Source organism: Flavobacteriales bacterium (genome assembly GCA_016713875.1).
In the GTDB taxonomy this organism is placed as follows: domain Bacteria; phylum Bacteroidota; class Bacteroidia; order Flavobacteriales_F; family PHOS-HE28; genus PHOS-HE28.
On record JADJOI010000003.1, the window covers coordinates 2,650,000 to 2,676,452 of the forward strand.

The 26,453-nt window shown below is 66.2% G+C and carries 21 protein-coding genes, 2 pseudogenes and 1 riboswitch; of the genes and pseudogenes, 3 read left to right on the top strand and 20 right to left on the bottom strand.

The annotated features are described in order from the left end of the window. The first annotated feature begins 153 nt into the window (after nt 1–153). The 3 genes from IPJ87_12750 to IPJ87_12760 are packed head-to-tail and all read left to right on the top strand — an operon-like array spanning nt 154 to nt 3,589. The gene (locus IPJ87_12750) at nt 154–2,184 is read left to right on the top strand and encodes a thioredoxin domain-containing protein (protein MBK7942722.1); all 2,031 of its coding nucleotides are present in this window, start codon (nt 154–156) and stop codon (nt 2,182–2,184) included. Beyond that, nucleotides 2,181–3,077, top strand: a complete 897-nt coding sequence (locus tag IPJ87_12755; protein ID MBK7942723.1) for a hypothetical protein — start codon at nt 2,181–2,183, stop codon at nt 3,075–3,077. Before IPJ87_12750 ends, IPJ87_12755 begins: the two co-directional genes overlap by 4 nt. Beyond that, nucleotides 3,074–3,589 carry a hypothetical protein gene (locus IPJ87_12760; protein MBK7942724.1) on the top strand — a complete coding sequence of 172 codons (516 nt, stop codon included), beginning with the start codon at nt 3,074–3,076 and terminating at the stop codon, nt 3,587–3,589. Before IPJ87_12755 ends, IPJ87_12760 begins: the two co-directional genes overlap by 4 nt. 5 nt (nt 3,590–3,594) lie before the next feature. On the opposite strand, the gene tsaB is transcribed toward IPJ87_12760, so the two are convergent. The 20 genes and pseudogenes from tsaB to gmd all read right to left on the bottom strand — a co-directional run bounded on the left by tsaB (nt 3,595) and on the right by gmd (nt 26,424). After that, nucleotides 3,595–4,278, bottom strand: coding sequence for a tRNA (adenosine(37)-N6)-threonylcarbamoyltransferase complex dimerization subunit type 1 TsaB (gene tsaB, locus IPJ87_12765; protein ID MBK7942725.1), 684 nt, complete (start codon nt 4,276–4,278; stop codon nt 3,595–3,597). Nucleotides 4,279–4,281: 3 nt separating this feature from the next. After that, nucleotides 4,282–4,566 carry a TolC family protein gene (locus tag IPJ87_12770; GenBank protein ID MBK7942726.1) on the bottom strand — a complete coding sequence of 95 codons (285 nt, stop codon included), beginning with the start codon at nt 4,564–4,566 and terminating at the stop codon, nt 4,282–4,284. After that, on the bottom strand, nt 4,563–5,696 hold the full coding sequence (locus tag IPJ87_12775) for a TolC family protein (protein MBK7942727.1): 1,134 nt from the start codon (nt 5,694–5,696) through the stop codon (nt 4,563–4,565). Before IPJ87_12775 ends, IPJ87_12770 begins: the two co-directional genes overlap by 4 nt. Before the next feature lie 114 nt (nt 5,697–5,810). Continuing rightward, nucleotides 5,811–7,040, bottom strand: coding sequence for an OmpA family protein (locus IPJ87_12780; protein MBK7942728.1), 1,230 nt, complete (start codon nt 7,038–7,040; stop codon nt 5,811–5,813). A 33-nt stretch (nt 7,041–7,073) separates the two neighbouring features. Next, nucleotides 7,074–9,753: pseudogene (metH, locus tag IPJ87_12785) on the bottom strand (methionine synthase). A gap of 191 nt (nt 9,754–9,944) precedes the next feature. Next, nucleotides 9,945–10,337, bottom strand: a complete 393-nt coding sequence (locus tag IPJ87_12790; protein MBK7942729.1) for a GxxExxY protein — start codon at nt 10,335–10,337, stop codon at nt 9,945–9,947. Between the two features lie 43 nt (nt 10,338–10,380). Beyond that, nucleotides 10,381–11,415, bottom strand: coding sequence for a homocysteine S-methyltransferase family protein (locus tag IPJ87_12795; protein ID MBK7942730.1), 1,035 nt, complete (start codon nt 11,413–11,415; stop codon nt 10,381–10,383). A gap of 112 nt (nt 11,416–11,527) precedes the next feature. Further along, nucleotides 11,528–11,644: riboswitch (SAM riboswitch) on the bottom strand. A 36-nt stretch (nt 11,645–11,680) separates the two neighbouring features. Continuing rightward, nucleotides 11,681–13,763: pseudogene (locus IPJ87_12800) on the bottom strand (S9 family peptidase). A 61-nt stretch (nt 13,764–13,824) separates the two neighbouring features. Next, nucleotides 13,825–14,079 carry a hypothetical protein gene (locus IPJ87_12805; protein ID MBK7942731.1) on the bottom strand — a complete coding sequence of 85 codons (255 nt, stop codon included), beginning with the start codon at nt 14,077–14,079 and terminating at the stop codon, nt 13,825–13,827. A gap of 27 nt (nt 14,080–14,106) precedes the next feature. Next, on the bottom strand, nt 14,107–14,664 hold the full coding sequence (locus IPJ87_12810; GenBank protein ID MBK7942732.1) for a DUF420 domain-containing protein: 558 nt from the start codon (nt 14,662–14,664) through the stop codon (nt 14,107–14,109). A 30-nt stretch (nt 14,665–14,694) separates the two neighbouring features. After that, nucleotides 14,695–15,399: an SCO family protein gene (locus IPJ87_12815; protein MBK7942733.1), complete on the bottom strand. Its 705-nt coding sequence runs from the start codon at nt 15,397–15,399 to the stop codon at nt 14,695–14,697. Nucleotides 15,400–15,407: 8 nt separating this feature from the next. Further along, nucleotides 15,408–15,779: a cytochrome C oxidase subunit IV family protein gene (locus IPJ87_12820; GenBank protein ID MBK7942734.1), complete on the bottom strand. Its 372-nt coding sequence runs from the start codon at nt 15,777–15,779 to the stop codon at nt 15,408–15,410. Between the two features lie 18 nt (nt 15,780–15,797). Next, a complete protein-coding gene (locus IPJ87_12825) occupies nt 15,798–16,667 on the bottom strand; it encodes a cytochrome c oxidase subunit 3 (protein ID MBK7942735.1) in 870 nt (289 codons plus the stop codon). 25 nt (nt 16,668–16,692) lie between these two features. After that, nucleotides 16,693–17,421 (bottom strand): cytochrome c oxidase subunit 3, encoded by a 729-nt coding sequence (locus IPJ87_12830; protein ID MBK7942736.1) that lies wholly within the window; start codon nt 17,419–17,421, stop codon nt 16,693–16,695. Beyond that, the gene (gene cyoE / locus IPJ87_12835) at nt 17,418–18,533 is read right to left on the bottom strand and encodes a protoheme IX farnesyltransferase (GenBank protein MBK7942737.1); all 1,116 of its coding nucleotides are present in this window, start codon (nt 18,531–18,533) and stop codon (nt 17,418–17,420) included. The genes IPJ87_12830 and cyoE overlap by 4 nt, the downstream gene beginning before the upstream one ends. A gap of 1,428 nt (nt 18,534–19,961) precedes the next feature. Next, nucleotides 19,962–21,080: an undecaprenyl/decaprenyl-phosphate alpha-N-acetylglucosaminyl 1-phosphate transferase gene (locus IPJ87_12840; protein ID MBK7942738.1), complete on the bottom strand. Its 1,119-nt coding sequence runs from the start codon at nt 21,078–21,080 to the stop codon at nt 19,962–19,964. A gap of 6 nt (nt 21,081–21,086) precedes the next feature. Then, the gene (locus IPJ87_12845) at nt 21,087–22,631 is read right to left on the bottom strand and encodes a hypothetical protein (GenBank protein MBK7942739.1); all 1,545 of its coding nucleotides are present in this window, start codon (nt 22,629–22,631) and stop codon (nt 21,087–21,089) included. Between the two features lie 77 nt (nt 22,632–22,708). Then, a complete protein-coding gene (locus tag IPJ87_12850) occupies nt 22,709–24,187 on the bottom strand; it encodes a DNRLRE domain-containing protein (GenBank protein MBK7942740.1) in 1,479 nt (492 codons plus the stop codon). A gap of 87 nt (nt 24,188–24,274) precedes the next feature. Continuing rightward, nucleotides 24,275–25,213: a GDP-L-fucose synthase gene (locus tag IPJ87_12855; protein ID MBK7942741.1), complete on the bottom strand. Its 939-nt coding sequence runs from the start codon at nt 25,211–25,213 to the stop codon at nt 24,275–24,277. Nucleotides 25,214–25,302: 89 nt separating this feature from the next. Continuing rightward, entirely contained in the window at nt 25,303–26,424 is a 1,122-nt protein-coding gene (gmd, locus tag IPJ87_12860) for a GDP-mannose 4,6-dehydratase (protein MBK7942742.1), read from the bottom strand. Nucleotides 26,425–26,453: the final 29 nt, after the last annotated feature.

Sequence of the window (26,453 nt, forward strand, 5' to 3'; positions counted from 1 at the left end):
CTGTGGACGAGGTGCGCGGCGGGCGGCGCCCGGGCGCCCCTGCACCGGCCTTACTTTGAACCCATGACGCACCAGCTTCTCATCCCCTGCTGCGCGGCCCTGCTTCTGTCCGCCGGAGGGTGCGGAAGCGGTGGCACCGACGACCCCGGATCCATGAACGACAGCACCGCACATCGCCACACGAACCGCCTGATCCACGAGTCGAGCCCCTACCTGCTGCAGCACGCGCACAACCCGGTCGACTGGTACCCCTGGGGGCAGGAGGCCTTCGATTCGGCGCGCGCACAGAACAAGCTCGTGCTGATCAGCGTGGGCTACAGCAGCTGCCACTGGTGCCACGTGATGGAGCGCGAGAGCTTCGAGAACGACAGCATCGCCGACCTGATGAACGAGCGTTTCATCTGCATCAAGGTGGACCGCGAGGAGCGCCCCGATGTGGACCAGGTGTACATGGGTGCCGTGCAGCTGATGACCGGACGGGGCGGCTGGCCACTGAACTGCTTCGCGCTGCCCGATGGGCGACCGGTGTACGGGGGCACCTACTTCGCCCCGACGCAGTGGCGCCAGCTGCTGCAGGACCTGGGCACCACCTGGGCGCAGGAGCCCGACCGGGTGCGCAGCTACGCCGACCGCCTCCAGCAGGGCATCGCCGAGCTCGACCTCGTGGTGCTCAATGAGGACCCGGCGCCGTTCTCCCGCAAGGAGCTCGACCGCTTCGTGGAGGTGTGGGAGAAGCAGTTCGACAACGAGCATGGCGGGCCCGACCGTGCGCCGAAGTTCCCCATGCCGAACAACTACCACTTCCTGCTGCAACAGGCGTGGTTGACCAACGACCCCGCGTTGAAGGCCCACGTGAAGCTCACGCTGGACCGCATGGCACGCGGGGGCCTCTTCGACCAGGTGGGCGGCGGCTTCGCACGCTACAGCACCGACGTGCTCTGGAAGGTGCCGCACTTCGAAAAGATGCTGTACGACAATGCGCAGCTCGTGAGCCTCTACTGCCAGGCGTGGAGGGCCTATGGCGATCCGGAGCACCGCCGCGTGGTGGAGCGGACGCTGGCGTTCCTGGAGCGTGAGATGCGTTCCCCGGAAGGGGCCTGCTACAGCGCGCTCGACGCCGACAGCGAGGGCGAGGAGGGCCGCTTCTACGTGTGGACCGACGAGGAGCTGCGCACCGCCCTCGGCGCCGACCACGAGCTGGCCGTGAAGCTCTACGCCGTGGGCGGGGACGGGCTCTGGGAGCACGGCCGCAACATCCTGCTGCGACCGGTGGACGACAGCACCTTCGCGCAGCGCAACGGCATCGATCCCGCAACACTGCGCACACGCATCGATGCGATCAACGCGCGGCTGCTCGAGGTGCGTGCCCGCCGTGAACGGCCCGGGCTCGACGACAAGGCGCTGGTGAGCTGGAACGCGCTCACCGTGCAGGCCTATGCCGATGCCTACGAAGCGTTCGGCACCCCGGCCTACCTGGAGCAGGCGAAGCGCACCATGGCCCTGCTGCTCGGCCCATGCCGTCGCGCCGACGGCGGCCTGTGGCACAGCTACAAGAACGGCAAGGCCACCATCAACGGCTACCTGGAGGACTACTGCTTCACCATCGAGGCGCTGCTGGCGCTGTACGGCGTCACCTTCGACGAGGCGCATGTCCGCGAGGCGGAGAAGCTCGCGGAGTACGCCATCGCCCACTTCCACGACAGCACCAGCGCCATGTTCCACTTCACCAGCGACCTGGACCCGCCGCTGGTGGCGCGCCGCAAGGAGGTGAACGACAACGTGATCCCCGCCTCCAACAGCAGCATGGCCAAGGGGCTCTTCCTGCTCGGCCACCTGCTCGACCGCCCGCGCTACCTCGCCCTCAGCGAGCAGATGCTGCAGAACGTGAAGGGGCAGATGGACAGCTATCCGGGGGGATACAGCAATTGGGCCCTGCTGATGCAGGCGCACGTGTTCCCGTTCCACGAGATCGCCATCACCGGATCCGAGGCCGCGGCCCTGCGGCTCGGTTTCGGCCGGCACTATGTGCCGAACGCGGTCTTCCTGGGCACCACTGCCGGATCGGCGCTGCCCCTGCTGGAAGGCAAGCTGATGGACGGAACGTCCACCATTTACGTGTGCCAGAACAAGACCTGCCGGATGCCGGTGGGCACGGTGGAGGAGGCCCTGCGGCAGCTGCGATGAGGTGGCTCCGGTCCTTCGCGATCCTGCTGCCGATCACCACGGCGGCCCAGATGCTACGCGTGGTCCCTTCGGAGCGCGAGGCCGAGCATCCCTCCTGGGACCCGGCCTTCATCGCACGCAACGGCATCACGGCCATCACCGGGGTGCCTTCGGTGAAGCCGGACGGCAGGCCCATGCGCGAACTGCCCGAGCGACTGCTCCATCGGTTCGACGAGGAGGGAAGGCTGGCGTACAGCAACAGCACACGCGGTCGCCCGGGTAGCGGCCTCGACACCACCTCGGTGGCCTGGACCTACGATGCCGTCGGACGAGCCGTGGCCCAACTGCGCACGGACCTCGCCGGCCACTACCTGCTGGAGATCGCGCTGGACAGCCTCGGACGGCCCGTGAGCGAAACGTATGTGCGCGTGGCCAACACCGGACCCGACCGCTACCGGTTCCAGCCGGGCGAGCGCACGGTGATCAGCGATGAGCGGTACGCCTACCGCACCGAGAGCGACACCGCCTGGGTACGGGAGTACCGCAACAACCTCGGCCTGCCCTACCGCGAGCAACGCCACGCCTACGATCAATGGGGCTACCTGCGGAGCATCGAGGACCGCTACCTGGTGAGCGGTCGGCGTTCGCGCGTGAGCTTCCGCTACGACGAGAAGGGCCGGCTGGCGGAACGCATCGTGCGACCCGATCTTCGGGAGGCCCGCAGCACCATGGAGACCTACCGGTATGACCCCGCCGGGAACCTCACCACGCGGGAGGTGTACCACGATGACCGTCATGTGCGCCATGAGGAGTACCTGTACGAGGAGCACACGATGTTCCTGAAGGCGCGGCTCACCAAGGACATGGCCACCGGCCAGATCCATGTGGTCCGCTATCATACCGAACGAAGATGACACGGCACACCGCTTCCCTCCTGTTGGCGTTCACGTTGATGTTCGGTGCGGGAAGCGTTCGTGCGCAACAGGCGCTCGTGCGCTGGGCATACGGACCTCTGGCCCGTCCGGGTGATGCGGCCTTCGTGGTCGAGGGCGGCGCCATCCACACGGCGAGCGGCCCCTTCGGTACCCGCGGTCCATGCGTCTACCTCGTCGAGGGCGACCGGGTGTTCCGCAGCGCCGACGGCAACTGGTCGCGCGGCGATTGCGCCTACCGTCTGGACGGCCACGGGCTGGTGCATGCCTCGGGGCCGCTGTGCGCGCGGGGCACCTGTGCCCTGGTGGCCGATGGGCCCGCCGTGTTCCGCAGCGATGGCGCCTTCTGCAGCAAGGCGGAGGCGGCCTTCCGTATCGAGGGCAACGCGGTGTTCCTGGCGGACGGGGCCTTCGCACGCAAGGGCGACGCCATCCTGATCATCGAAGGGGAACTGAGCCCCGCTGCGCTGCTCGTGATCCTTGCCGCATTGTGACGCGCTCAGGTGCGCGGCTTCGTCACACCCGCCTCCTTGCCGTACAGCGGGACCAGGTAGGCCGGGTCATCCACAGCACCGGCACGGAGACGCTGCGCGGCCAGGCCCAGCACTGCGCGCGCCCACGGACGTACCCCGGGCACATGCACCACACCCGCCGTCGCGGCCCAAAACGCCGATGCTTTGTCCGCGCCGTCGCCGAAGACCAGCGCTGCTCCCAGGCCCGCCGCCCATTCGGCATCCAGCACGCGGGGCTCCGGCGCGGTCAGGGGCCGACCGTCCGAAGCGAAGGCCGCTGTGAACACCTCCATCCGCCGGGCGTCGATCATGGGGTGGCGCACCGCTTCGGTCTCCTGTGCGGTGCCCGTGGCATGAAGGGCGGCGGTCAACACCTCCAAGGTGCCCACACCGATGAGCGGGCAGCCCAGGGCATGGGCGTAGCCCTTGGCGGCACTGAGCCCGATGCGAAGACCGGTGTAACTGCCCGGCCCGATGCCCACGGCCACGGCATCCAACGCGGCGAAGCCCACCCCTGCTTCCTGCATCACCTCCTCCGCAAGAACATGCAGGCGTTCGGCATGAATGAATCCTTCGCCCTCCTCGTTGCGTTCGGCCAGCAGGGCACCGTCGCGGCCCAAGGCCACCGAGCACAGCCAGGTGGAGGTCTCGATGGCGAGCACCAGGGCCATGGCTCAGAGCGTGAGGGGCAGGCCCTGCAGGATGTCCAGGAGCTTCACGGCGAGCACGTAGGAGTACTTGGCGGTGATGCGGTCGGCGGTGGCGCGCTGCAGATCGTTGCGGGCGGTGTTCAGCTCGAGCGCGTTGGTAGCACCCTGCTCATAGCGCGCCTCGGCGAAGCGCAGGTTCTCCTCGGCGGCCTCCACGCTGCGTTGGGCGGCCTGGTACTGGGTGTAGGCCGCGCGCTGTGCCAGGATCGCGTCCTGCACGTCGCGGCGCCGGCGGTCGCGCACGTTCACCACCTCCAGCTCCGCCCGCTCCTGCTGGATGCGCGCCTGGCTGACGGCCAGCTCGGTGCGGCGGTTGTTGAAGATGGGCAGCGAAAGGGTGAGGCCGAGCGATTCGTTGAGGTTGTCGTCCAGCTGCTTGCCGAAGGGCCGCACCTGGGTCTCGAAGTCCACGTTGGGGATGAACACGGCCTCATTGCTCTCTGTGAAGCCGATCTGCTCCGGAGGGCCGACGATGGGGTCGCCAATGGCCTCGAAGTTGCGCCCGGAGTAACCGGTGCCGGCCGAGGCGTTGAACGAGAGCACCGGATAGCTGCCGGCCCGGGCGATGCCACGCCGCGCTCGGCGCTCGAGGCGCGCAGTTCCGCCTGTCGGTAGAGCGGGTCCTGGGCCAGGACCACGGCGAGCACGGTCTCCACATCGGCGGTGGGCTCGGCCACGCTCATCGCGGAGAGGGCCGGGCTGGTCACGGAGAACCCGCGCAATTCGTCCGAGGTGAGCTGCAGGGTCTGCGCCAGCTGGAGCAACGCCTGTTCGCGGCGGTTGCGCAGATCCACGAGCGTGAACTCCTGCTGGGCCTGCTGCGACCGGAGGTTGATCAGTTCGGACCGCGCGTTCCGCCCGGCATCGACCAGGGCCTGCATGCGCTCGGTCTGCTGGCTGGTGCTGGCCAGCTGGGCCTCGGCCGCCCGGATGCGCTCCTCGGCGCTCAGCACCTCGATGAACTGCTGCGCCACGGTGCTGCGCACATCGTTGCGCACGGCATCGCCCGCCTCCTGCGCCGCCTCCAGGTCGAGCCCGGCACGGCGCCGCTCGTTGTGCAACCGAAGCCCGTTGAACACGGTGAGATCGCTGCTCAGGAAGAAGTTGTTGGTGCGCACCCGGTCGGTGGCGAAGGTGTTGGTGAAGCGGTCGATCACCCGGCCGTAGTTGTATCCGTGGGTGGCCCCTCCGTTCAGGTCGGGAAAGAAGCTCCAGAACGACTGTTCCCGTGTGCGGTCGGCGAGCTCGGTGTCCAGCAGAGCGCCGCGCAGGGTGAGGTTCCGCTCCTCGGCACGCGCGACGCATTGCTCAAGGGTCCAAGCGGATTGGGCGTGCACCAAGTGCACGACCAGCAGAAGCAACGGGGCGATGGATCGCATGTCCGCCGCCCGGCTGCATCGGAACAGCGGGCGGTACGGACAAAAATACCCGGGGGTGACGGGGGAAGAGGGACGAACGGATGAACGGTGATGGACGGGGGCGAGCGGTGGGGCTCAGTTGCCCACCACCTTCACCTCCACGCGGCGATTGGCCTCGCTCTCCTCCTTGGTCTTCGGCTCGGGGAAGAGCATGCGCGAGTTGCCCAGGCCGACGTAGGTCACCCGTTCAGGCTCCACGTCGTTCACCATCAGGAAGTCGTAGATCGAACGGGCGCGTGCGGCACTGAGGTCGATGAACTCCTTCTTGTTCTTGAAGGTGGGGCCGTTCACATGGCCCTCCACCTCGATGCGCACCCGCGGGTTCTCCTGCAGGAAGCGCAACAGCAACAGCAGAGAGGCTTCCGACGACCGCAGCACCTTGTCCTCATTGCCTACGAAGCGGATGTCCTCCAGCACCACATGCTCGCCCGGGGCGATCGGCGTCAACTTCAGGTCCACGGTGAGCGTGGGCTCCATGCTGCCCTTCACCTTCACCGAGGTGAACATGTAGCCCTCGCGCACGCAGCCGATCTTCAGGTTGCGGTACATGTCCATCTCATAGCTGTACGTGCTGCGGCCCTTGGCCTCCACCACCTTGTCGAACACCATGCCGTCGATGGTGAGGTTCGCATCCACGGGCTTGCCGCTCCGCGCGTCGGTGACGTTGATGACCAGTTGCTGCTTCTGCGTGGTCGGCTCCTCGTCCACCGGCTTCGGGGGCGGATCGTAGTGGAAATGGATGGTGTAGCCGGCGAGCGGCCGGTCCTGATAGTCCACCACCAGGTAGAAGAGGTCGCCCTCCTTCACCTCGATGGCACGGCTGTAGCTGGCGCCCACCCCGGAACGCACGAAGTCGTCCGCAGCGTCCTTGCTCAGGCCGCAGCGGCTGCCAAGGGCGGGGTCGTTGCGGCTGATGTTCGACCGCACCGGCTGCACCACCCGGCTCGGGATCTTGTCGCAGATGCCCGGGATGGCGCCCTCGAAAAGCAGGAAATCGATGTCGTCCGCGGGGTTGTCCGGGATGATGTCGAAGGTGAGCGTGGTGGTCACCGGGCTCCGGAACTTGTACCACGTGCTGTGGTGCTCGCGCTCGAGCCACTGCAGGTGGTCCACCGGGTTCTCCTTGATCTCCAGCTTGTTGCCGAAGCCGCGCACGGCGTCGGGCTGATGGTACACCGAATCGGCGATGGGGATGGCCCCGGTGCAGTCCCCGTTCGCCTGCGTCAGGCGCGAGGCTTCCTGGCCCTGCAGCGCGATCGCGGCGAGGCCCCAGGACAACAGGAACAGGATGCGGATGGGTCGCACGGGACCTGCATACGCAGGGTGCCCCCCGAAGGTTCAATAGGCCAGGTTGCTCCCCAGCCACTTCTCCATCCACTCCACCGGCCGCCCCTTCCGCCGTGCCAGGTCCTCCACCTGGTCCCTGGCCACGCGCCCCACGCCGAAGTACCTGGCCTGCGGATGTGCGAAGTACCAGCCGCTCACCGCGGCCGCCGGGCTCATGGCCAGACTCTCAGTGAGGGTGATGCCCGTGTGCTTCGTGGCATCGAGCAGGCGGAAGAGCTCGGGCTTCTCGGTGTGGTCGGGGCAGGCGGGGTAACCCGGTGCCGGACGGATGCCTTGGTACTCCTCCTTGATCAACTGCTCATTGCTGAGGCGCACGGTCTCGTAGCCCCAGAGCTCCTGGCGCACCACCTCGTGCAGCTTCTCGGCGAAAGCCTCGGCCAGGCGGTCGGCCAAGGCCTTGAGCAGGATGGCGCTGTAGTCGTCGTGCGCGGCCTCGAAGCGCTTCACCCGTTCGTCCACCCCGTGGCCCGCGCTCACCGCGAAGCCGCCGAGGAAGTCGGGCGTGCCGGCCGGGGCGATGAAGTCGGCGAGGGCGAGGCAGGGCACGCCGGGCGCTTTCTTGCTCTGCTGGCGGAGCGTGTGCACCCGACCGATGGCCTTGGTGCGGGCGGGATCGCCGTAGAGGGTGATGTCGTCATGGTCGATGGTGTTGGCCGGCCAGATCGCTGCGACACCGTGCGCCTGGATCCACTGCTCCTTCACGATGCGGTCCAGCATGTTCTTCGCATCGTTGTATAGCTGTGTGGCCTGCTTGCCCACCACCTCGTCCTCGAGGATGCGCGGGAACTTGCCGGCCAGCTCCCAGGCCATGAAGAAGGGCGTCCAGTCGATGTAGGGCGCCAGCTCGGCCAGCGGGTAGTTGCGGTAGGTGAAGATGCCGGTGCTCTTCGGAACCACGGGAGGCTCAGCAGCGAAGTCGATGACGAACTTCTTGGCGCGCGCTTCTTCCAGCGGCACGTACTCCTTCTCGCGCTGACTGCCCTCGTATTGCGAGCGCACCTTGGCGTATTCGTCCTTTACTTCACTCTCGAAACGTGCGCGTTCGTTGTCGCTGAGCAGGTTGCTCACCACGGGCACACTGCGGCTGGCGTCGATCACGTGCACCACGGGCTTGCTGTAGTGCGGCGCGATCTTCACGGCGGTGTGCACACGACTGGTGGTGGCACCTCCGATCAGCAGCGGGGTCTCAAAACCTTCGCGCTCCATCTCCTTCGCCACGTGCACCATCTCGTCCAGCGAGGGCGTGATCAACCCGCTCAGGCCGATGATGTCCACCTTCATTTCGCAGGCGGTCTTCAGGATGGTGGCGCTCTGCACCATCACGCCGAGGTCGATCACCTGCCAGCCGTTGCAGGCCAGGATCACGCCCACGATGTTCTTGCCGATGTCGTGCACATCGCCCTTCACCGTGGCGAGCAGCACCTTCTTCGCGCCTTCCTTCTGCGTGCCGATCACCTGCGCGGCCTTCTTCTCCGCAAGGAACGGCTCGAGGTACGCCACGGCGCGTTTCATCACGCGGGCGCTCTTCACCACTTGGGGCAGGAACATCTTCCCGCTGCCGAAGAGGTCGCCCACCACGTTCATGCCGGCCATCAGAGGACTCTCGATCACCAGCACCGGGTCCACGTATTTCACGCGCGCTTCCTCGGTATCGGCTTCGATGAACTCGGTGACGCCATGCACCAGGGCGTGCTTCAAGCGTTCCTCCACGGAACCTTCGCGCCAGGCGGCCTGTGCAGCCACGGCTTCGGCTGAAGGCGCGCCCTTGAACTGCTCCGCGAAGGCCACCATGCGCTCGGTGGCATCGGGGCGACGCGCGAGCAACACATCCTCCACGTGCTCCAAGAGGTCCTTCGGGATGTCGTCGTACACACCGATCTGGCCGGCGTTCACGATGCCCATGTCGAGCCCCGCTTTGATCGCGTGATAAAGGAAGGCCGTGTGGATGGCCTCGCGGACGGGCTCGTTGCCACGGAAGCTGAAGCTCACGTTGCTCACGCCGCCGCTGGTGAGCGCACCGGGCAAGTTCTGCTTGATCCAGCGCACACCTTCGATGAAGTCGATGGCGTAACGATCATGCTCGGCCATGCCGGTGGCCACGGTGAGGATGTTCGCGTCGATGATGATGTCGTGCGGCGCAAAACCGGCCTTCTGCGTCAGCAGGTCGTAGCTGCGCTGCGCGATGGCGATGCGGCGCTCGTAGTTGTCGGCCTGGCCCTGCTCATCGAAGCACATCACCACGGTGGCGGCGCCCAGGCGACGGATGATCTTGGCCTGCCGCAGGAACTCCGCCTCCCCTTCCTTCAGGCTGATGCTGTTGGCGATGCCCTTGCCTTGTAGGCATTTCAGGCCCGCCTCCACCACACTGAACTTCGACGAGTCGATCATCACCGGCACACGCGCGATGTCGGGCTCGGCGGCGATGAGGTTGATGAACTTGCGCATGGCCTCCACGCCATCGATCATGCCCTCATCGAGGTTCACGTCGATGACTTGCGCCGTTCTCCACCTGCTGGCGGGCCACGCTCACGGCCTCGTCGTAGTTGCCGTTCTTGATCAGCTTGCGGAAGGCCGCACTGCCCGTGACGTTCGTGCGCTCGCCGATGTTGACGAAGTTGGAACCCGGGAAGATGCGGAGGGGCTCTAGGCCGGAGTAGGTGGGGATGCTCATTTCAATGCAGGTTCACCACAGAGGCACAGAGGGCACAGAGGAATGCAGAATCTCCGGTGCACGTTTCACCACAGAGACACAGAGAGCACGGAGGAATGCGATGGGAGAAAATGGAAACGGGCATGCGGGACCGGCGGAATAGCAGTCCTGCTTCTCTGTGTTCTCTGTGTCTCTGTGGTGAAGCATTCATGCTATTCTCCTTCGTCCAGATATCCGTTCATGACGCGCTCGAGCCCTTCAATGAGCTTGGTCGTATTGAAGTTGATGAGCAGGCCGAGCTTCTTGTTGGTCAGCTTCAAATACGTGAGCAGCTGGGCTGTATGGATGGGATGGAGCTCTTCAACAGCCTTGATCTCTACGATGACCCGATCTTCAACCAGCAGATCGATGCGCAAATCATTCGCCAGCCGCTCCCCACGATAAACTATGGGCACGGCGACCTGTTCTTGCACTCGCAGCCCCATGCTCTTCAGTTCGGCCAACAAGCAGACTTGATACACGCTTTCAAGAAGACCCGGCCCCAAAGCGCGATGCACGGCGATGGCCGCCTTGATGACGAGGCTCGATACTTCGTTATGCGTCATCCTCTGACTTCTCTGTGCCCTCTGTGCCTCTGTGGTGAAGCATTCATGCCAGCACCGGTGTTGCACGAGGCGCATGCTTCCCCGCCTCCTTCGCCAGCGCCGCGATATGCTCCGGCGTGGTCCCGCAGCACCCGCCCACCACGTTCACCCAGCCGTTGGCCATGAACTCCCCCACGAGGCGCGCGGTGACCTCGGGCGTTTCGCGGTACTCGCCCATCTGATCGGGCAGGCCGGCGTTGGGGTAGATGCTCACGCGGCAGGGGCTCTGCTCGGCGATCACCTCCGTGTAGGGCCGCATCTGGGCCGCGCCCAGCGCGCAGTTGAGGCCCATGCTGAAGAGCGGCACATGCTGCATGCTGATGAGGAAGGCCTCGATGGTCTGGCCGCTGAGGGTGCGCCCGCTGGCATCGGTGATGGTGACGCTGCACATGAGCGGCACGCGGGTGCCCCGCTCCTCGAACACCTCGTCGATGGCGTAGAAGGCGGCCTTGGCGTTGAGCGTGTCGAAGATGGTCTCCACCAGCAGGATGTCCACACCGCCGTCGAGCAGGGCCTCCACCTGCTCCTTGTAGGCGCTCACAAGCTGGTCGAAGGTGACGGCGCGGTAGCCGGGGTCGTTCACGTCGGGGCTGAGCGAGGCGGTCTTGTTCATGGGCCCGATGGCGCCGGCCACGAAGCGCGGCTTGCTCGGGTCCATCGCGGTGTACTTGGCACAGGCTTCCCTGGCCAAGCGTGCCGAAGCGAGGTTTATCTCGCGCGCCAAGTGGCTGCACTCGTGCTCGGCTTGCGCGATGCTGGTGGCGCTGAAGGTGTTCGTCTCCACAATGTCGGCGCCGGTCTCCAGGTATTGCTCGTGGATGGTGCGGATGGCATCGGGGCGCGAGAGCGAGAGCAGTTCGTTGTTGCCCTTGAGCAGGATCTTGTGGTCCTCCATGCCTTTGGGATGGAAGTCCTCCTCGGTGAGGCCGAGGCGTTGGATCATGGTGCCCATGGCCCCGTCGAGGACGAGGATGCGCTTGTCCGCCGCAGCCAGCAAGGCGGAGGCGGGTTCTTGGGCGAGTTGTTCGATCGTCTTCATGCGTTCAACATTTGCCTGCCATCGTCCGCATCGGGCCCCCGGCAGAAATGAAAAAACCCCACCCGGATCCACCGGATGAGGTCATTGCACGCGCGTGCAGCTACCTGTTCCCGGCTCATCTTTTCCCGCCTTGCGGCGGAACTGGATTTGGCACCTTCCTCCCGGTGGGACCAAGGAGGTGGTTGTCAAGGCTTCACAGGGCCAGTCCCTCTGCCTTTCTGGATAAGCGATGGAAAGAACGCGGGGCGAAGATAGTGTGTGGACCTTACCGCCCCCCACCGATGAGCTTCTCCAACCACCCGAACACCTCGGTATGCCACTGCATGGAGTTCTGCGGCTTCAGCACCCAGTGGTTCTCATCGGGGAAGCGCAGGTACTTGCTCTCAATGCCCTTGGCCTGGCAGGCGGTGAAGCTGCCGATGCCCTGGGTGAGCGGCACGCGGAAGTCCTTGTCGCCGTGGATGACGAGCATGGGCACGCGCCACTTCTCCGCATGGAGCAGCGGGTTGAAGGTCTCGTAGTTGGCGGGCTTGGTGAACACGCTGCCGCCGTTCTCCCAGTCGGTGAACCACAGCTCCTCGGTGCTGTAGCCCATGGCGCGCGTGTCGAAGATGCCGCAGTGCGACACCAGCGCCTTGAAGGGTTGGTTCCACACCCCGGCGATCCAGTTGATCATGAATCCGCCGTAGCTCGCACCCAGCGCCGCCACGTTGCCGCCATCGAGGAAGGGGTACTTGCCGAGCGCGAAGGCCAGGCCCTTCTGCAGGTCCTCCAGCGGACGGTCGCCCCAGTGCTCGTTGATCGCATCAGTGAAGGCCTGGCCGTAGCCGGTGCTGCCGTGGAAGTCGATCATCACCACCGCGAAGCCCTGCCCCGCGTAGGTCTGCGGGTTCCAGCGGTAGCTCCAGCCATCGCCGAAGCTGCCCTGTGGACCGCCGTGGATGAGGAAGGCCACGGGGTACTTGTTGCCTTCCGTGTAGTTCGTGGGCTTCAGCACGTAACCGTAGACCGTCTCGTTGTTCCAGCCGGGGAAGCTGAACTGCTCGTAGGCGCCGAAGGCCTTGTCCTTGAGCGAAGCGTTCACCTGCGTGAGCACCACAGCGCCCTGGTCGATGAACTTGGCCTTGGGCACGCTGGTGTAGAGCTGCGCCGGGCCGCTGAGCCCGCTCTTCTGGAACACGAAGCCCTTGGGCGTTTCCGCGAAGGCGTCGAGGTGGCCGTCGGTGCTCAGGGGCGTGACCGCGTTGGTGGTGATGTCGATGCGGAAGAGGCGATGCTTGCCGAGGTCATCAGCGGTGACGAGCAGGCTCTTGCCATCGCGGCTCCAGGCGAGGCCGCTGGCGCTCCGATCCCATGCGGCGGCCACATCGGTGACAGCGCCGGTGGCGATGTCCATCACCTTCAGTTGAAAGCGGTCGGCCTCGTAGCCTGGGCGCTTCATGGCCTTATAGGCGAGCTTGGTGCCATCGGGCGAGATCACCGGCTGCGCGTCCCAAGCGGGGTTGCCGGCGGTGAGGTTCTTCGGAGCGCCGCCGGTCACCGGCGCGCTGTAGAGGTCGAAGTTGGTGCTCCATGGCTCGGTCCTCCCGGCCGCGCGGGCACTGAAGTACACGGTGCGGCCGTCCTTGGCGATCACGAAGTCCTCACTGCCGCCGAAGGGCATGGTGGGGCAGTCGCCATCGAAGCCGGTCATGAGCGGCACGGGTTGAGCGTTGGGTTCCTTCAGGGACAGGTAGTAGAGGTGGTTGCGCGTGCCATCCTTCCACGTGTCCCAGTGGCGCATGAACACACGGTCGTACACGTGGCCGCTGGCCTTCACGCCCTCCTGGGCCTTCAGGCGTTCCTGCGTGCAGGCGATGGCGTCGTCGCAGTCCGGGTACACGGCCAACGCCACCACCAGACCGGAGCCATCGGGGGCCACGCGGTAGGCCTGCACGTCCAGGGGCAGCGCGGTGATCGGCTCGGCGGCCGCGCCCTTGGGCGTCGGCCTTCCACACCTGGGTGATGCCACCATCCCCGCGAGCGCTCAGAAAGTAGAACCCCGATCGGTCGCCCGACCACTGCACATCGCCGGCGCCGCCTTCACCCACAGGCACCTTCACCTCCGGCCTCTTCGGATCCCGCAGGTCCTTCATCCACAGCGCGCTCACCCCACGGTTCGCCTCCATGTCGGTGGCGCGTACGGAAAAGAGGGCGGCGCTGCCTTCCGGGTCCACGGCCAGCCCGCTGATGCGGTCGAGCATCAGCATATCGGCGTAGGTGAAGGGGGTCTTCTGCTGGGCGTGGGCGAGCAGTAGGGTGGCACTTGCGACAAGCGTGGCGCCGAGGCGGAGTGTGCGATACGTCATGGTCATGAACGAACGGGCGCCGATCGGGCGCCCCGCGAAGTTCGTCAGCCGGATGATCGGTTCACCCCTGCGCGGCGGCGAACTCCTTGAAGAAGCCCACGATGCGCTTGCGGAACAGCAGGAAGAGCAGCAGGTAGGGCACAGCCATCAGGTAGAGGATGCCCAGGTTGAGCCCCCGCCCCACCGACTGTTCGCCTCCGAAGGGCTGCTGCTGGCCTTCCACGGTGGCCTTGCACATGGCGCACCCCTGCGCCCACACCTCGGCGGGCAACAGCAGCAGCGCAAGCAACAGCACGGGCCAGGCGCGGCGGAGCATGGGGCAAAGGTAGGGGCTGCTCAAGCCTCAGTAATACGGGCTGATCATCAGGTACACCACCACGCCGGTGACGCTCACGTAGAACCACACGGGCCACACCCGCCTGGCGAGGCGGCGGTGCTCGGGGTACTGCGCCGACAGGGCGCGGTAGGAGGTGAACAGGATGAAGGGCAGGCTGATGCCGGCCAGCACGATATGGCTGAACAGGATCACGTAGTACAGCACCTTCACCGCACCGGTGCCCCCGAAGGCCGTGTCGCCGGCGAAGAGGTGGTGGATGATGTAGCTCACCAGGAAGAGGACGCTGAGGGCCATGGCGCCCATCATGGCCGCGCGGTGGGCGGCCCAGCGGCCGGCCTTGGCGGTGAAAAGGCCCGTCAGCAGCAGCACGCTCACCAGGCTGTTGAGCACGGCGTTGATGCGGGCGAACACGTGCACGTCGAGGCCCTCGGGCGCTGGTACTTGCACGCGGTTGAGCACCACCACGGCCGTGAAGACGATGGCCGAGAAGGCCCAGATGAGGCGTTTGGCGGGGCGCTCCTCCAGGCGGAGGCTGCGGGCGGGATGGGCTTCGCGGGGGGGCATGCGGGGTGAACGCTCAGCGGGAAGCGGGGTTCACGAGCCACGCTCGGCGGCCTCGCGCCGGCGCACCTTCTCCTCCTTCAGCAGCATCTTGATGTCGCCGGCCAGGCGCCCCACCTCGGCCGTTTTGGTGCCGTCGTAGTAGCCGCGGATGTGGCGGTCCTTATCCACCAGCACGAACATCTCCGAGTGCAGGAAGCCGTCGGGCGCCATCACGTCCTCGCGGGCGGCCAGGAAGTAGCCCTCGCTGCCCAGCAGGTACAGGTCCGCCTTGGGGCCGGTGAGGAACTTCCAGCGGGCGGTGTCGGCCTGGTGGCGGCGGGCGTAGGCGTTGAGCACCTCGGCCGTGTCGTTCTCCGGGTCCACCGTATGGCTCAGGAAGACCACGTCGTCGAAGGCGTCGTCGTCGAGCTTCAGTTGCAACTGCTGCATCTGGCGCGTCATGCGCGGGCAGATGGTGGTGCAGCGGGTGAAGAAGAAGTCGACCACCAGGATGCGGCCCTCCACGTCGCGGTCGCTGAAGGGACGGCCGAACTGGTCGGTGAAGGCGAAGGGCGGCACGGTGAAGTAGGTGGTGTCGCCGGGGGCGTTCACCTCCTTGGGGCCGTAGTAGGGCAGGAAGGCGTAGCGGTGCTTCGCCAGGCCCAGGGGCGGTGCGAAGAAGAGGAACAGGAGCAGGATGAAGAGCGGGATGCCGCCCAGGACGGCGATCTTCTTCCAGCGTGGCGCGGGGCGCATCCCTCGGCTCAGAGGAACTCCGTCCACAGGTGGTGGACGTAGTTCGACTCCCATATCGCGATCCAGAGGAGATACAGGATGAACAACGCGTAGGGCACCAGGATGATCGCGCGGATGTTGCGGCGCTCATCGCCCAAGTGCATGAAGACGGCCACGATGTAACCGGCCTTCACCAGGGTGAGCACCACGTACAGCAGCTTGATCATGTGCCAGGCCGAAGCATCGAACCACTCCTTCCAGTAGGCGCCCACCGCCACTTCGATGGTGGTGATCACGGCCAGCAGACCGGTCACCGCCCAGATCTTGCGTCGGATCCGACGGCCCTCCTCCTCACCGTGATGGGCGTCCAGGCTGTACTCGATGATGTCGTCGCGTTCCATGACGGCGGGTCCGGTTGATCAGAGGAGGTAGAAGAAGGTGAAGACGAACACCCACACCAGGTCCACGAAGTGCCAGTAGAGGCCGGCCTTCTCGACCATCTCGTAGTGGCCGCGGCGGTGGAACACCCCGCGCATCACCATCAGCAGCACGATGAGGTTGATGACCACGCCGCTGAAGACGTGGAAGCCGTGAAAGCCGGTGATGAAGAAGAAGAAGTTGGCATACTGCGGGGGGCCGTACTCGTTGCGGGTCATGTTGGCCCCATCGATGTAGGCCACGCGTTCGTTCCACAGGGCCAGGGCCTCGGCGCCCTCCACATGGGCGTGGTCGCCTTCGGCGGGCTTCAGATAGTGGCCGGGCATGGCCTTCACCAAGTGGAAGCCGGCGGCGTTGGCCGGGTCGTGCGTATCGTGGTCGTCGTTATGCACCCAGTACTTGCTGCCATCGGCCGCGGTGATGTAGCCGCCGCCGCCGTGGATGAAGTGGCTCCACTCCCACGCCTGGCTGCCCACGAAGAAGGCGCCGCCGATCACCGTCAGGAAGAGCCACTTGATGACGCCCTTCTTGTCCATGCGATGGCCGGCCTCCACGGCCAGCACCATGGTGACGGAGCTGAAGATGAGGATGGCCGTCATCAGGGCCACGTAGATCAGCGGGAAGTCGCCGTGGATGAAGGGCAGGGCGCGGAAGACCTCCTCGCCGATGGGCCAGCTGTCCGTGGTGGCGTGGCGGGCGAAGCCGTAAGCCACCAGCAGGCCGGAGAAGGTGAGGGCGTCGGACACCAGGAAGAACCACATCATCATCTTCCCGTAGCTGATGCTGAACGGGGAGCGCCCGCCGCCCCAGAGGACGTCGTTGCTCAGTGCCTTGGTCGCTTCTCCTGCCATGGGTTCCGTTTGTCCGGCCGCAAACCTAGTGAACGAAGGTCAAGAACAAAAAGAGGTAGACCCACAGCAGCCCCAGGAAGTGCCAGTACATGGTGCCGGCCCACAGGCCGGCGTGGTCGGCCCGGGTGTAGGCGCCGCGGGCGGCCAGCACCAGCATCACCACGAGGCTCACCAGACCCAGCGCCAGATGGGCCAGGTGGGCGGCGGTGAGGGCGTAGATGTAGGAGCTGGCCGTGTTCTTCTGCTCGTCCAGCTCGGCGTTCACGGGGCTGCGGCGCTGGGTGTCGTCAGGCCGGTAGAACTTGCCGTCCTCCAGCACGAGCGCCTGGCCCTGGTGGCGGATGGTCCATTCCTGGCCATAGGTGCCCGTGTTCTGCAGCACCTTGCCCACCACGAAGTTGCCCCGGTCCACCAGCTGGCCCCAGCCCTGGAACTGGCTGATGGCGAAGCCGATGCCGAAGGCCAGGGTGAAGGCGATGAGCAACGGCACGCCGGCCACCTCGCCGCGGCGCACGCGGGTGAGGGCCATCTGGATGAAGAGGCTGCTGACGGCGATGCACCCGGTGCTCACCAGGAAGGCGTCGGGCAGGCGGATGTCCACCCAGTAGCCGCCGCTCATGCTCACCACGTAGGCGCTGGTGAGCCCCGCGAAGAACATCACGATGGTGAAGAGCAGGAGCCAGGTGAGGAGCTTGCGGGCCTTGAGCTTGCGCGGAAGGTCCTCGATGGCCGGGGAGTAGGCGAAGGTGGTCATGAGCGGTCCAGCACGTAGGCGAGCTGCACCGCCGGGAGGTAGAGGAAGCTGGCGAACATCAGGCGCCGTGCATGGCGCGTGTCGCCGGTGCGGTAGAGCATCCAGGCGGGGACGAGCATCACCCCGCCGGCCAGAACGGCCACGGCCAGGGCCACGGTCCCCACCCGATCGAACACCCAGGGCAGCATACCGACAGGGATAACGAACAGGGTGTACAAAAGGATCAGGAAGGCACTGGAGCGGTCGCGCTCCCCGCTGGGCAGCAGGCGGAAGCCGGCGCGGGCGTAGTCCTCGTGCAGCACCCAGGCGATGGCCCAGAAGTGGGGGAACTGCCACATGAACTGGCCAGCGAAGAGCAGGCCCGGGGTGAGGCCGAACTGGCCGGTGGCGGCCACATGGCCCAGCATGGGCGGAAAGGCGCCGGGGAAGGCCCCGACGAACACGGCCCAGGGACTGAGGCGCTTCATCGGGGTGTAGAGGGCCACGTACAGGAAGAGGCTCAACAGCCCGAGTATCGCGGTGAGCACCCCGAAGACGGCCCACAACATCCACAGACCGGCGATGCCCGCCGCAGTGGCCAGCAGCAAGGCGGTGGTGATGCTCATGCTGCCGCGCACCAGGGGCCGCTCGGCCGTGCGGTGCATCAGCGCATCGGTGTTCAGCTCCCACACCTGGTTGAAGGCGTTGCTGGCGCCGGTGACCAGGGTGCCGGCGAGCAGCAGCACCAGCAGGCCGCCCAGATCGAGCGCACCGGCCGGGCTGCCCATCCAATAGCCGAGGCCGGCGGAGAAGACCACCAGGCTGGCCAAGCGCAACTTGAAGAGGGCGGCCGCATCGCGCAACAGACCCGCGGGGGCGGTGACGGCGGTGGCGGAGGAGCGCTGCACGGGGAGGTGGGGATGTTCCGGAGCGGCGCAAAGGTAGCCCTTCGCAGGGCTCGCCGGTTCAGGGCCGGCCGGTGCGCAGCTGCTGGTCGGTGTAACGGTCCCGGAAGGTGGCCGCCAGGCCCACGCGCACCCAGTGCTGCACCTGCGGGTCGCCCACCCCGGGCACCAAGGAGCGGAACACGTAGGCGGCCTCCAGTTGCAGCCCGGCCCGCTCGCTGAGGACATAGGCGCCGCGCAGTTCGTTGTGCAGCAGGTTCGCCTGCACGGGCGCCGCCAGGTAGAAGCCGTAGTTCTGCAGGCGGCCCTGGGCATCGCGCACCGGGCGGTCCTTCTCCGGGCGGTACAGGTCGCTGCCCCACGAGTAGAGGCCGGTGTCCAGGCCCATCACCGCGAAGCTGAGGTGCTCGCGCAGGCTCCAACGCCCGCGGCGCCAGTCCACGATGGCGAGCGACTCATGGAAGTTGCTGCCGTAGGGATGCGCCAGCGGTTGGTTGAAGTGGGCGTGGTTCTGTCGCGTGTCGCTGTGGGTGTACATGAAGGGCCGCACGTAGTTGAACTCCAGCCGCACATCGAGCCCCTTCACCTTGAACGCATCATAGGACATCCAGCCCAGCTGGAAGCCCTGCTTGTTGGCGAACCAGCCGTCGCCGCCACGCACCTCGCGCAGCAGGAACTCGTCCAGCACCAGCTGGCTGTAGAAGAGGCTCTGCCAGCCCACTTTGATGTGGAGGGCGAAGCCCAGGATGGCGTTGTCCGGCGAGCCCAGCCCGAACTCGATGGGGCGGTAGAAGATCACCGGGTTCCAGTAGTTGAAGTCGAAGCCGCGCGGGTAGTCGGGGTCGTTGTCCTGCCAGATCACCGCCTCGAAGAGCCCGAAGTTGATCCGCGGGGTCACGTTGTAGCTGAGGTAGTGCATGCTGGTGGCCTTGCGCTGGAAGCGCCGGGGCACACCGTCGGCGCCGCGGATGTCGTCCATCAGCGCGTAGAGGTTCACGTAGCGCACCTTCCAGAAGGTGGTGGCGATGCGCAGGTAGGGGTAGCTGGTGGCGTTGTCCGACAGCATCAGCGACCGGTGGCCCTCGCCCCAGAAGTTGCGGCCTCGCCCCACGGTGATGTTGAAGTAGGAGGAGGTGGTCCAGTTGAGGTGGGCGTTCCAATCGTAGTGGAGGTAGTTGGGTGCGGAGCCGTACGCATAGCCCTCGGAGGGCGCCACGCCGGAAGCCTGCACCAGCGTGTCGAGGTGGGCGGGGAAGCGCTCCATCCAGCCCATGCCGTCGGCGTGCAGGGTCAGGGAGGGGTGCAGGTCCACCTCGGCCCAGCCGCCGGCGCCCAGGCGGTAGGCCGGATCGGTGGTGCGGGCGCTGGAGAGGCCGCCGAGCAGGTCCACGAGCGGGGCGCCGCGGAAGCGGCCGCTGTCGCCCCGGGCCCAGCGGTCCAGGAAGGGCAGCGCGCCGGGGTGGGGCAGCGTGTCGGCCCCGGGCACGGCGGCGATGTCGGCGCGCAGGTAGGGCCGCACGGCGGTGTGGTGGCCGCGCTTCCAGCGGTGCAGCCCGGCGGCGTAGGGGGCCTCCAGGGTGCGGCTCAGCGGGAAGAGGCCCGGCTGGGCGTGCACAAGGCCGGCCCACAGCAGCAGGCCCAACAGCAGCAGCGGCCTCATGGGGTGGTGCGCTTCTGCGGCAGGGCGAAGGGCAGCAGCGCGAGCACCACGGCGGTACTGCCCAGCACCATCAGGCCCACGTTGGGGTGCCACTTGCGGGTGAGCAGGCTGAGCCCGATGATGATGAGGGCGTAGGCGTACAGGGCGAAGGTGGTGCGGCGGTGGCCCAGCCCCATGTCCATCAGGCGGTGGTGGATGTGGTTGCGGTCGGCGGCCAGGGGCGACACGCCGCGGGCGGTGCGCACGATGAAGATGCGCAGGGTGTCCACCAGCGGGTAGGCGATCACGGCCATGGTGAAGATGGGCGTGGGGATCTGCCGCAGGGCCAGCGGCAGGCGGCTGGTGTCGTGGTCCACCACTTTCATGGCCAGCACGGCGATGATGGCGCCGATGATCAGCGAGCCGCTGTCGCCCATGAAGATGCGCGCGGGGTGGAAGTTGAAGACCAGGAAGCCCACCAGCGCGCCGGCCAGCACGAAGGCCAGCAGGCTGAGGGCGACGTCGCCGGCCATGTACAGCCACACGCCGTAGACCGTGGCGGCGATGAGGCCGATGCCGCCCGCCAGGCCGTCCACCCCGTCGATCAGGTTGAAGGCGTTCACCAGCACCACGTAGGTGAAGAAGCTCAGCGCGATGCTCAGCGCCGTCGGCAGCTCGTACACACCGAACAGGCCGTGCATGTCGGTGATGCGGATGTCCGCCGTGATCACCAGGATGTAGCCCACGATCATGTGGCCCACCAGCTTCTTCACAGGGCTGAAGCCGATGATGTCGTCCTTGACGCCGATGAAGAAGAGCAGCACCATGGCGGCCAGCACGAACTTGAAGTCCTTGTAGGCCTGCCCCATGGCCAGGTAGAGGGCCTTGTAGCCCTCGCCGTCCTCACTGATGAGGGCCGCCTGGGGGAACCAGAGGGCGTAGGAGAAGATGACGGCGGCGAAGATGATGATGCCGCCGATGGTGGGCACGCTGCGGTGGTGCACCTTGCGGGCATCGCCGGGCTCGTCCACCAGGTGCTTCAGGCGGGCCACCTTGATCAGGCTGGGCATGGTGAAGAGCACCACGATGAAGGACGTCACCGCGCCGAGGATCAGGATATAGCCGTGCTCCTTCATCCGCGGTCAAAAGTCGTAATAGCGGTTGAACAGGGCCATGCGGAAGGCGGCGTAGAGGTAGCCGGTGTTCTGCTGGTCGGGCGCCGGGCTCAGGTCGCGCATCCAGTAGCCGATGGTGAACCGCATGTTGCTCATCTGGTTGATGAGGTAGCTGGCGTTCAGGTCCAGGTAGGTCAGCTGGCGCACGACCGGTCCCTCCACGACCTCCACGGGGGCGTCGGGCAGCAGCAGGTCGTTGCCGTAGTTGGCGCCCAGGCTGTCGGGCCCATTGGTGCGGTAGGTGGCCAGGTTCAGCTTGGCCTGCAGCAGCACCTTGCCACGGATGCGGTGGTCCAGGATCACGACGGCCTCGTCGAAGTTCGCGCCGTAGGGGTGCGCCAGGGGCTGCTGGGTGTGGGTGTGCGCCGTCAGGGCGTCGCGCTGCATGTACAGGAAGGGCTGCGCGCTGTTGTACTCGGCCTGCAGGTGCATGTCCAGGCCGAAGAGGTTGAACCAGCGGAAGCCGGCCTGCCAGCCGTAGCGCCCGGGCCTGTCAGTGACGCCCTGGCCGTACACGTAGAGCTTGTCGGTGAGCTTCACGCGCAGGTCCAGGCCCAGCACCTGCTTGTGGTCGCCGTCGAAGCCGTTCACCAGGGTGTTGACGCCGATCACGGGGTTCAGCACCAGCGCGTTGAAGGGCCGCACGCCGGCGCTGTCGATGCGCTTGAAGATGGAAGCCTCGAAGAGGCCCACGGTCACCCGGCCCAGGTCGAGGCTCAGGTGGGTGAAGGTGGCGCGCTTCCACAGGAAGAGGCTTTCGCTGCTCTCGCCGGTGGGCAGGCGCTTCAGCATGTTCAGCTGGGCGTAGATGGTGCTGTACTGCAGGCGGTCCTGCCAGCCCAGGTGGCTCAGCTTCAGAAAGGGATAGGTGGGGCTGGCGTCGCTCAGCAGCATGCTGCGGTAGCCGTGGCCCACCTGGTGGCGCCCCTGCCCCAGTTGCACGTTCAGCCAGCGGCGCGGCGTCCAGCTCACGTGGCCCATGGCCCAAGCGTAGTCGTAGGCGCGGCCGTTGAAGGGCTTCACGCGGCCCTGGCCGGGCACCACGCCCACTTCGCGCGTCCAGTTCCACAGGTATTGCGGATACAAGGCCTGGTTCTCGAAGAAGGCGGTCTGGAAGGAGAAGCGCGGGCCCAGGTCACCGGCGACCCAGAAGCCGCGGGTGTTCTGGTAGAAGCGGGTGGTGTCGGCGAAGCGGGTGTTGTCGCGGAAGTCCTGGCCGATCTGCAGGTCGAGCATCAGGTCGGCGTGCAGGCGCACGCCCTTTGGCCGCACCTGCAGCAGGTGGCGACGGAAGAGCACCTCGGTGAGCCAGTAGTAGCGGCGCGTGCTGTCCGCGCGGAAGCCCATCACGCCGGTGAGGTCGGCGCGGCTCTGGATCACGGGCTTCAGGCCGGTGTGGATGCGGGCGGTGCGGCAGGCCGCGTTGCGCTCCACGTCCAGGTAGATGTCGCGCTGCAGGGGGATGTCGTTCTGCTGCGCGGCGGCACCGCTGCAAGCCAGCCAAACGGACAAGGTCCACCAACGAACGGTACGGGTCAACATGGGCGAGCGGCCCGGCAAGATAACCGGCACCGCCCAGCCCGACGGCCTCAACGCGCGATCAGCAAGCGCTGCACGAGTCGCGCTCCGTCCGCGGTGGTCACCTGCACGAGGTAGGGCCCCGGAGGCAGGGCGCTCAGCTCCACGGTGGCCTGGCTGCGGGCCGGGCGTTGCACCAGGCACAAGCGCCCGGTGGCATCGAACAGCGCCAACCGATCGATCACGTCAGTGCCTGCATCCACGACGCACCGGTCGTTGGCCGGGTTCGGAGCAAGGTGCACTGGCGCAGGTCGGTGCTCCGCCGGCACTCCGGTCGGGAACGTGTGGCACACGCGAAGCCGCGGCCACCGGGTCTGGTCCGGGTGTTCGCTGGAGCAGAAGTTCAGGCTGCGGTAATGGGTCTCGTCCTGCTGGCGAAGAAGAAAGCCGAAGCTGTTCGCCGGGTCGTCGATCATGTCCTGCACGAGGGCGCTCACATCGATGTTCAGGTAGTTGAGCCAGGGATCCGAAGTGCCCGGCAGGGCCACCTGGTTCATGGTGGTCACCGTGGGCTGGATGTTCCACGTCACGGTGGCTTCGCTCCAGGGCGTGGTCACCCGCTGCAGCCAGGCATCGTTGGGTCCGCTCAGGTCCGAATGCTGGCCCAGGCCACCGGGCTGGTCCCACGCGTAGAGGTCAAGCCATGCGCCTGTGAGCACGGTCCCGGGCGGGATCTGGACACCGTTGAACCCGAAGAGCGCACGCACGTTGCCGGGGACCCCGTTGAAGGTCCACGCGCTCGCCGCCAACTGCGGGGTGAGCCCGTAGTTCACGTTCACCTCGGAGATCAGCCCATGCAGCAGCGCGTCCTGGATGTGGCCCACGTAGGTGATGCAGGTCTCCGTCAGCGTTTCCGGCAGGTAGGTCACCTCCAACTTCGGCCTGCGCAGGGGATCGGCGTGCTCGCTCGTGGCGAAGTTCAGGCGGCGGTAGTAGGTCTCGTCCTGCAGCCGGATCAAGAAGCCGTGGCTGTTGACCGGGTCATCCACCATGGTCTGCACAAGGGCGGTGACGTCGATGAGGAGATGGTCGTGCAGCGGGTCGGATGTGCCCGGAAGGGCGATCTGCCCGGCGGTGACGGACGCGGGCGCGGTGTTCCATGTGACCGTGGCCTCATCCCAGGGGGTGGTGATGCGGCGGATCCAGGCCTCGTTGGGGCCGCTGAGGTCCGAGTGTTGCCCGAAGCCGGCGGGCGAATCGTAGGCATACAGCGAGAGCCGTGCATCCAGCACCAGGGCGCCCTGCGGGATGGACGACAGGTCGAACCGGAGGGCGGCCCGGACCACGCCTGGCACCCCGAGGAAGGTCCACGCCATCGCCGGGACCTGATCCACCTGGCCCCAGTTGTTGTTCGCCTCCGTCACCAGGCCATGCAGGGCGGCGTCCTGCCCACTGGTCGCGTCGGGTTGCAGCACAAGGGTGATCTGCGCCTCGAGGGCTCCGGCCGACAGGATGGGTGCGAAGAGGAGCGCCAGGGAGCGCATGGGCACGGCTTTCCCACAAAGCTCGGCCACGTGGGCGGGAAAAGCAAAGCCCCGGCGGACCGGGGCCTTGAGGATGCGGATGGAGCGGACGGCTCACACCTTCGCCAGCTCGCTCTTGGCGAACTCGGCGTACACGGCGGTGATGCCCTCGCGCAGCCCGATGCGGTGCTTCCAGCCCAGGTTGTGCAGGCGGGTCACGTCCATCAGCTTGCGCGGCGTGCCGTCGGGCTTCTCGGTGTTCCACTTCAGCTCGCCGGTGTAGCCCACCACCTCCTTGATCATCTCGGCCAGCGCCTTGATCGTGAGGTCCTCGCCCGTGCCGATGTTGAGGAAGAGCTCCTCATCGTAGTTCTTCATCAGGAAATAGCACGCGTCGGCGAGGTCGTCCACGTGCAGGAACTCCCGCATGGGCGAACCGGTGCCCCACACCTCCACGCTCGGCGAGCGGGTCACCTTGGCGGTGTGGAACTTGCGGATGAGCGCGGGCAGCACGTGGCTGTTGTTGAGGTCGTAGTTGTCGTTGGGCCCGTAGAGGTTGGTGGGCATCGCGCTGATGTAGTTGCACCCGTACTGGCGGCGATAGCTCTCGGCCAGCTTGATGCCCGCGATCTTGGCGATGGCGTAGGGCTCGTTGGTCTGCTCGAGCAGGCCGGTGAGCAGGCTCTCCTCCTTCAACGGCTGGGGGGCCATCTTGGGGTAGATGCACGAGGAGCCCAGGAAGAGCAGCTTCTTCACCCCGTTCTCGTGCGCGGCGTGGATGATGTTGCTCTCGATCATCAGGTTCTCGTACAGGAACTGGGCGCGGTACACGTTGTTGGCGTGGATGCCCCCCACCTTGGCGGCGGCCAGGTACACGTACGCGGGCTTCTCCTGGGCGAAGAAGTCGCGCACGGCCTGCTGCTCCTTCAGGTCGAGCTCCTTGCTGGTGCGCACCACGATGCTGGCATGGCCCTCGGCCTGCAGCTTGCGCACGATGGCGCTGCCCACCATGCCGCGGTGGCCGGCCACGTAGACTTTGTCTTGCTTGTTCATGGTTCGTTGCGTGTTAGCGCGTTGACGTGTTCCGTGTTGACGCGGGTGCAACCCGCAACACGGAACACGTCAACACGCAACGGATCCGATCATTCCTGTTCGTGCAGGATCTTGTGGCCGCCCTTCTTCAGGTACACGTCGCGCTTGAAGAGCTCCACGTCGCTCGCCACCATCTCCTTCACCAGGGCCTTCAGGTCGTATTTGTGCTTCCAGCCGAGCACGCGCTTGGCCTTGGCGGGATCGCCTTCCAGGTGGTCCACCTCGGCCGGGCGGTAGTAGCGCGGGTCGATGGCCACGAGCACCTTGCCGGTCTTCTTGTCGATGCCCTGCTCCTTCACACCCTTTCCCTTCCAATCCAGCTTGATGCCCACTTCGGCGAAGGCCAGGTCGATGAAGTGGCGCACGGTGTAGGTCTTGCCGGTGGCCAGCACGTAATCGTCGGGCTTGTTGTGCTGAAGCATCAACCACATGCCTTCGACATAATCCTTGGCGTGGCCCCAGTCGCGCTTGGCGTCGAGGTTGCCGAGGTACAGGGTCTTCTGAAGGCCGAGCTTGATCTTGGCCACGGCACGGGTGATCTTGCGGGTCACGAAGGTCTCGCCGCGCAACGGGCTCTCGTGGTTGAAGAGGATGCCGTTGCACGCGAAGATGTTGTAGCTCTCGCGGTAGTTCTTGGTGATCCAGAAGCCGTAGAGCTTGGCCACGCCATAGGGGCTCTTCGGGTAGAAGGGCGTCTCCTCGTTCTGGGCACGGGGCAGCACGCCGCCGTACAGCTCGGAGGTGGAGGCCTGGTAGAATTTGGTCTTCTTCTCAAGGCCCAGGATGCGGATGGCCTCCAGGAAACGGAGCGTGCCGATGCCGTCGGCGTTGGCCGTGTACTCGGGCATCTCGAAGCTCACCGCCACATGGCTCATGGCGGCCAGGTTGTAGATCTCATCGGGCTGGATCTCCTTCACCAGGCGCAGGCAATTGACACTATCGGTGAGGTCGCCGTAGTGCAGGTGGAAGGGACGGCCCTTCTCGTGCATGTCGTGGTACAGGTGGTCGATGCGGTCGGTGTTGAAGAGCGAGCTGCGCCGCTTGACGCCGTGCACCTCGTAGCCCTTGTTCAACAGCAGTTCGCTCAGGTACGCGCCGTCCTGACCGGTGACACCGGTGATGAGGGCGACCTTCCTCTTCTTTCCGCTCGACTTCGTGCTTTTCTTGGCCATGGGGTCGGGGCGACGTTCGATCGCCCGTG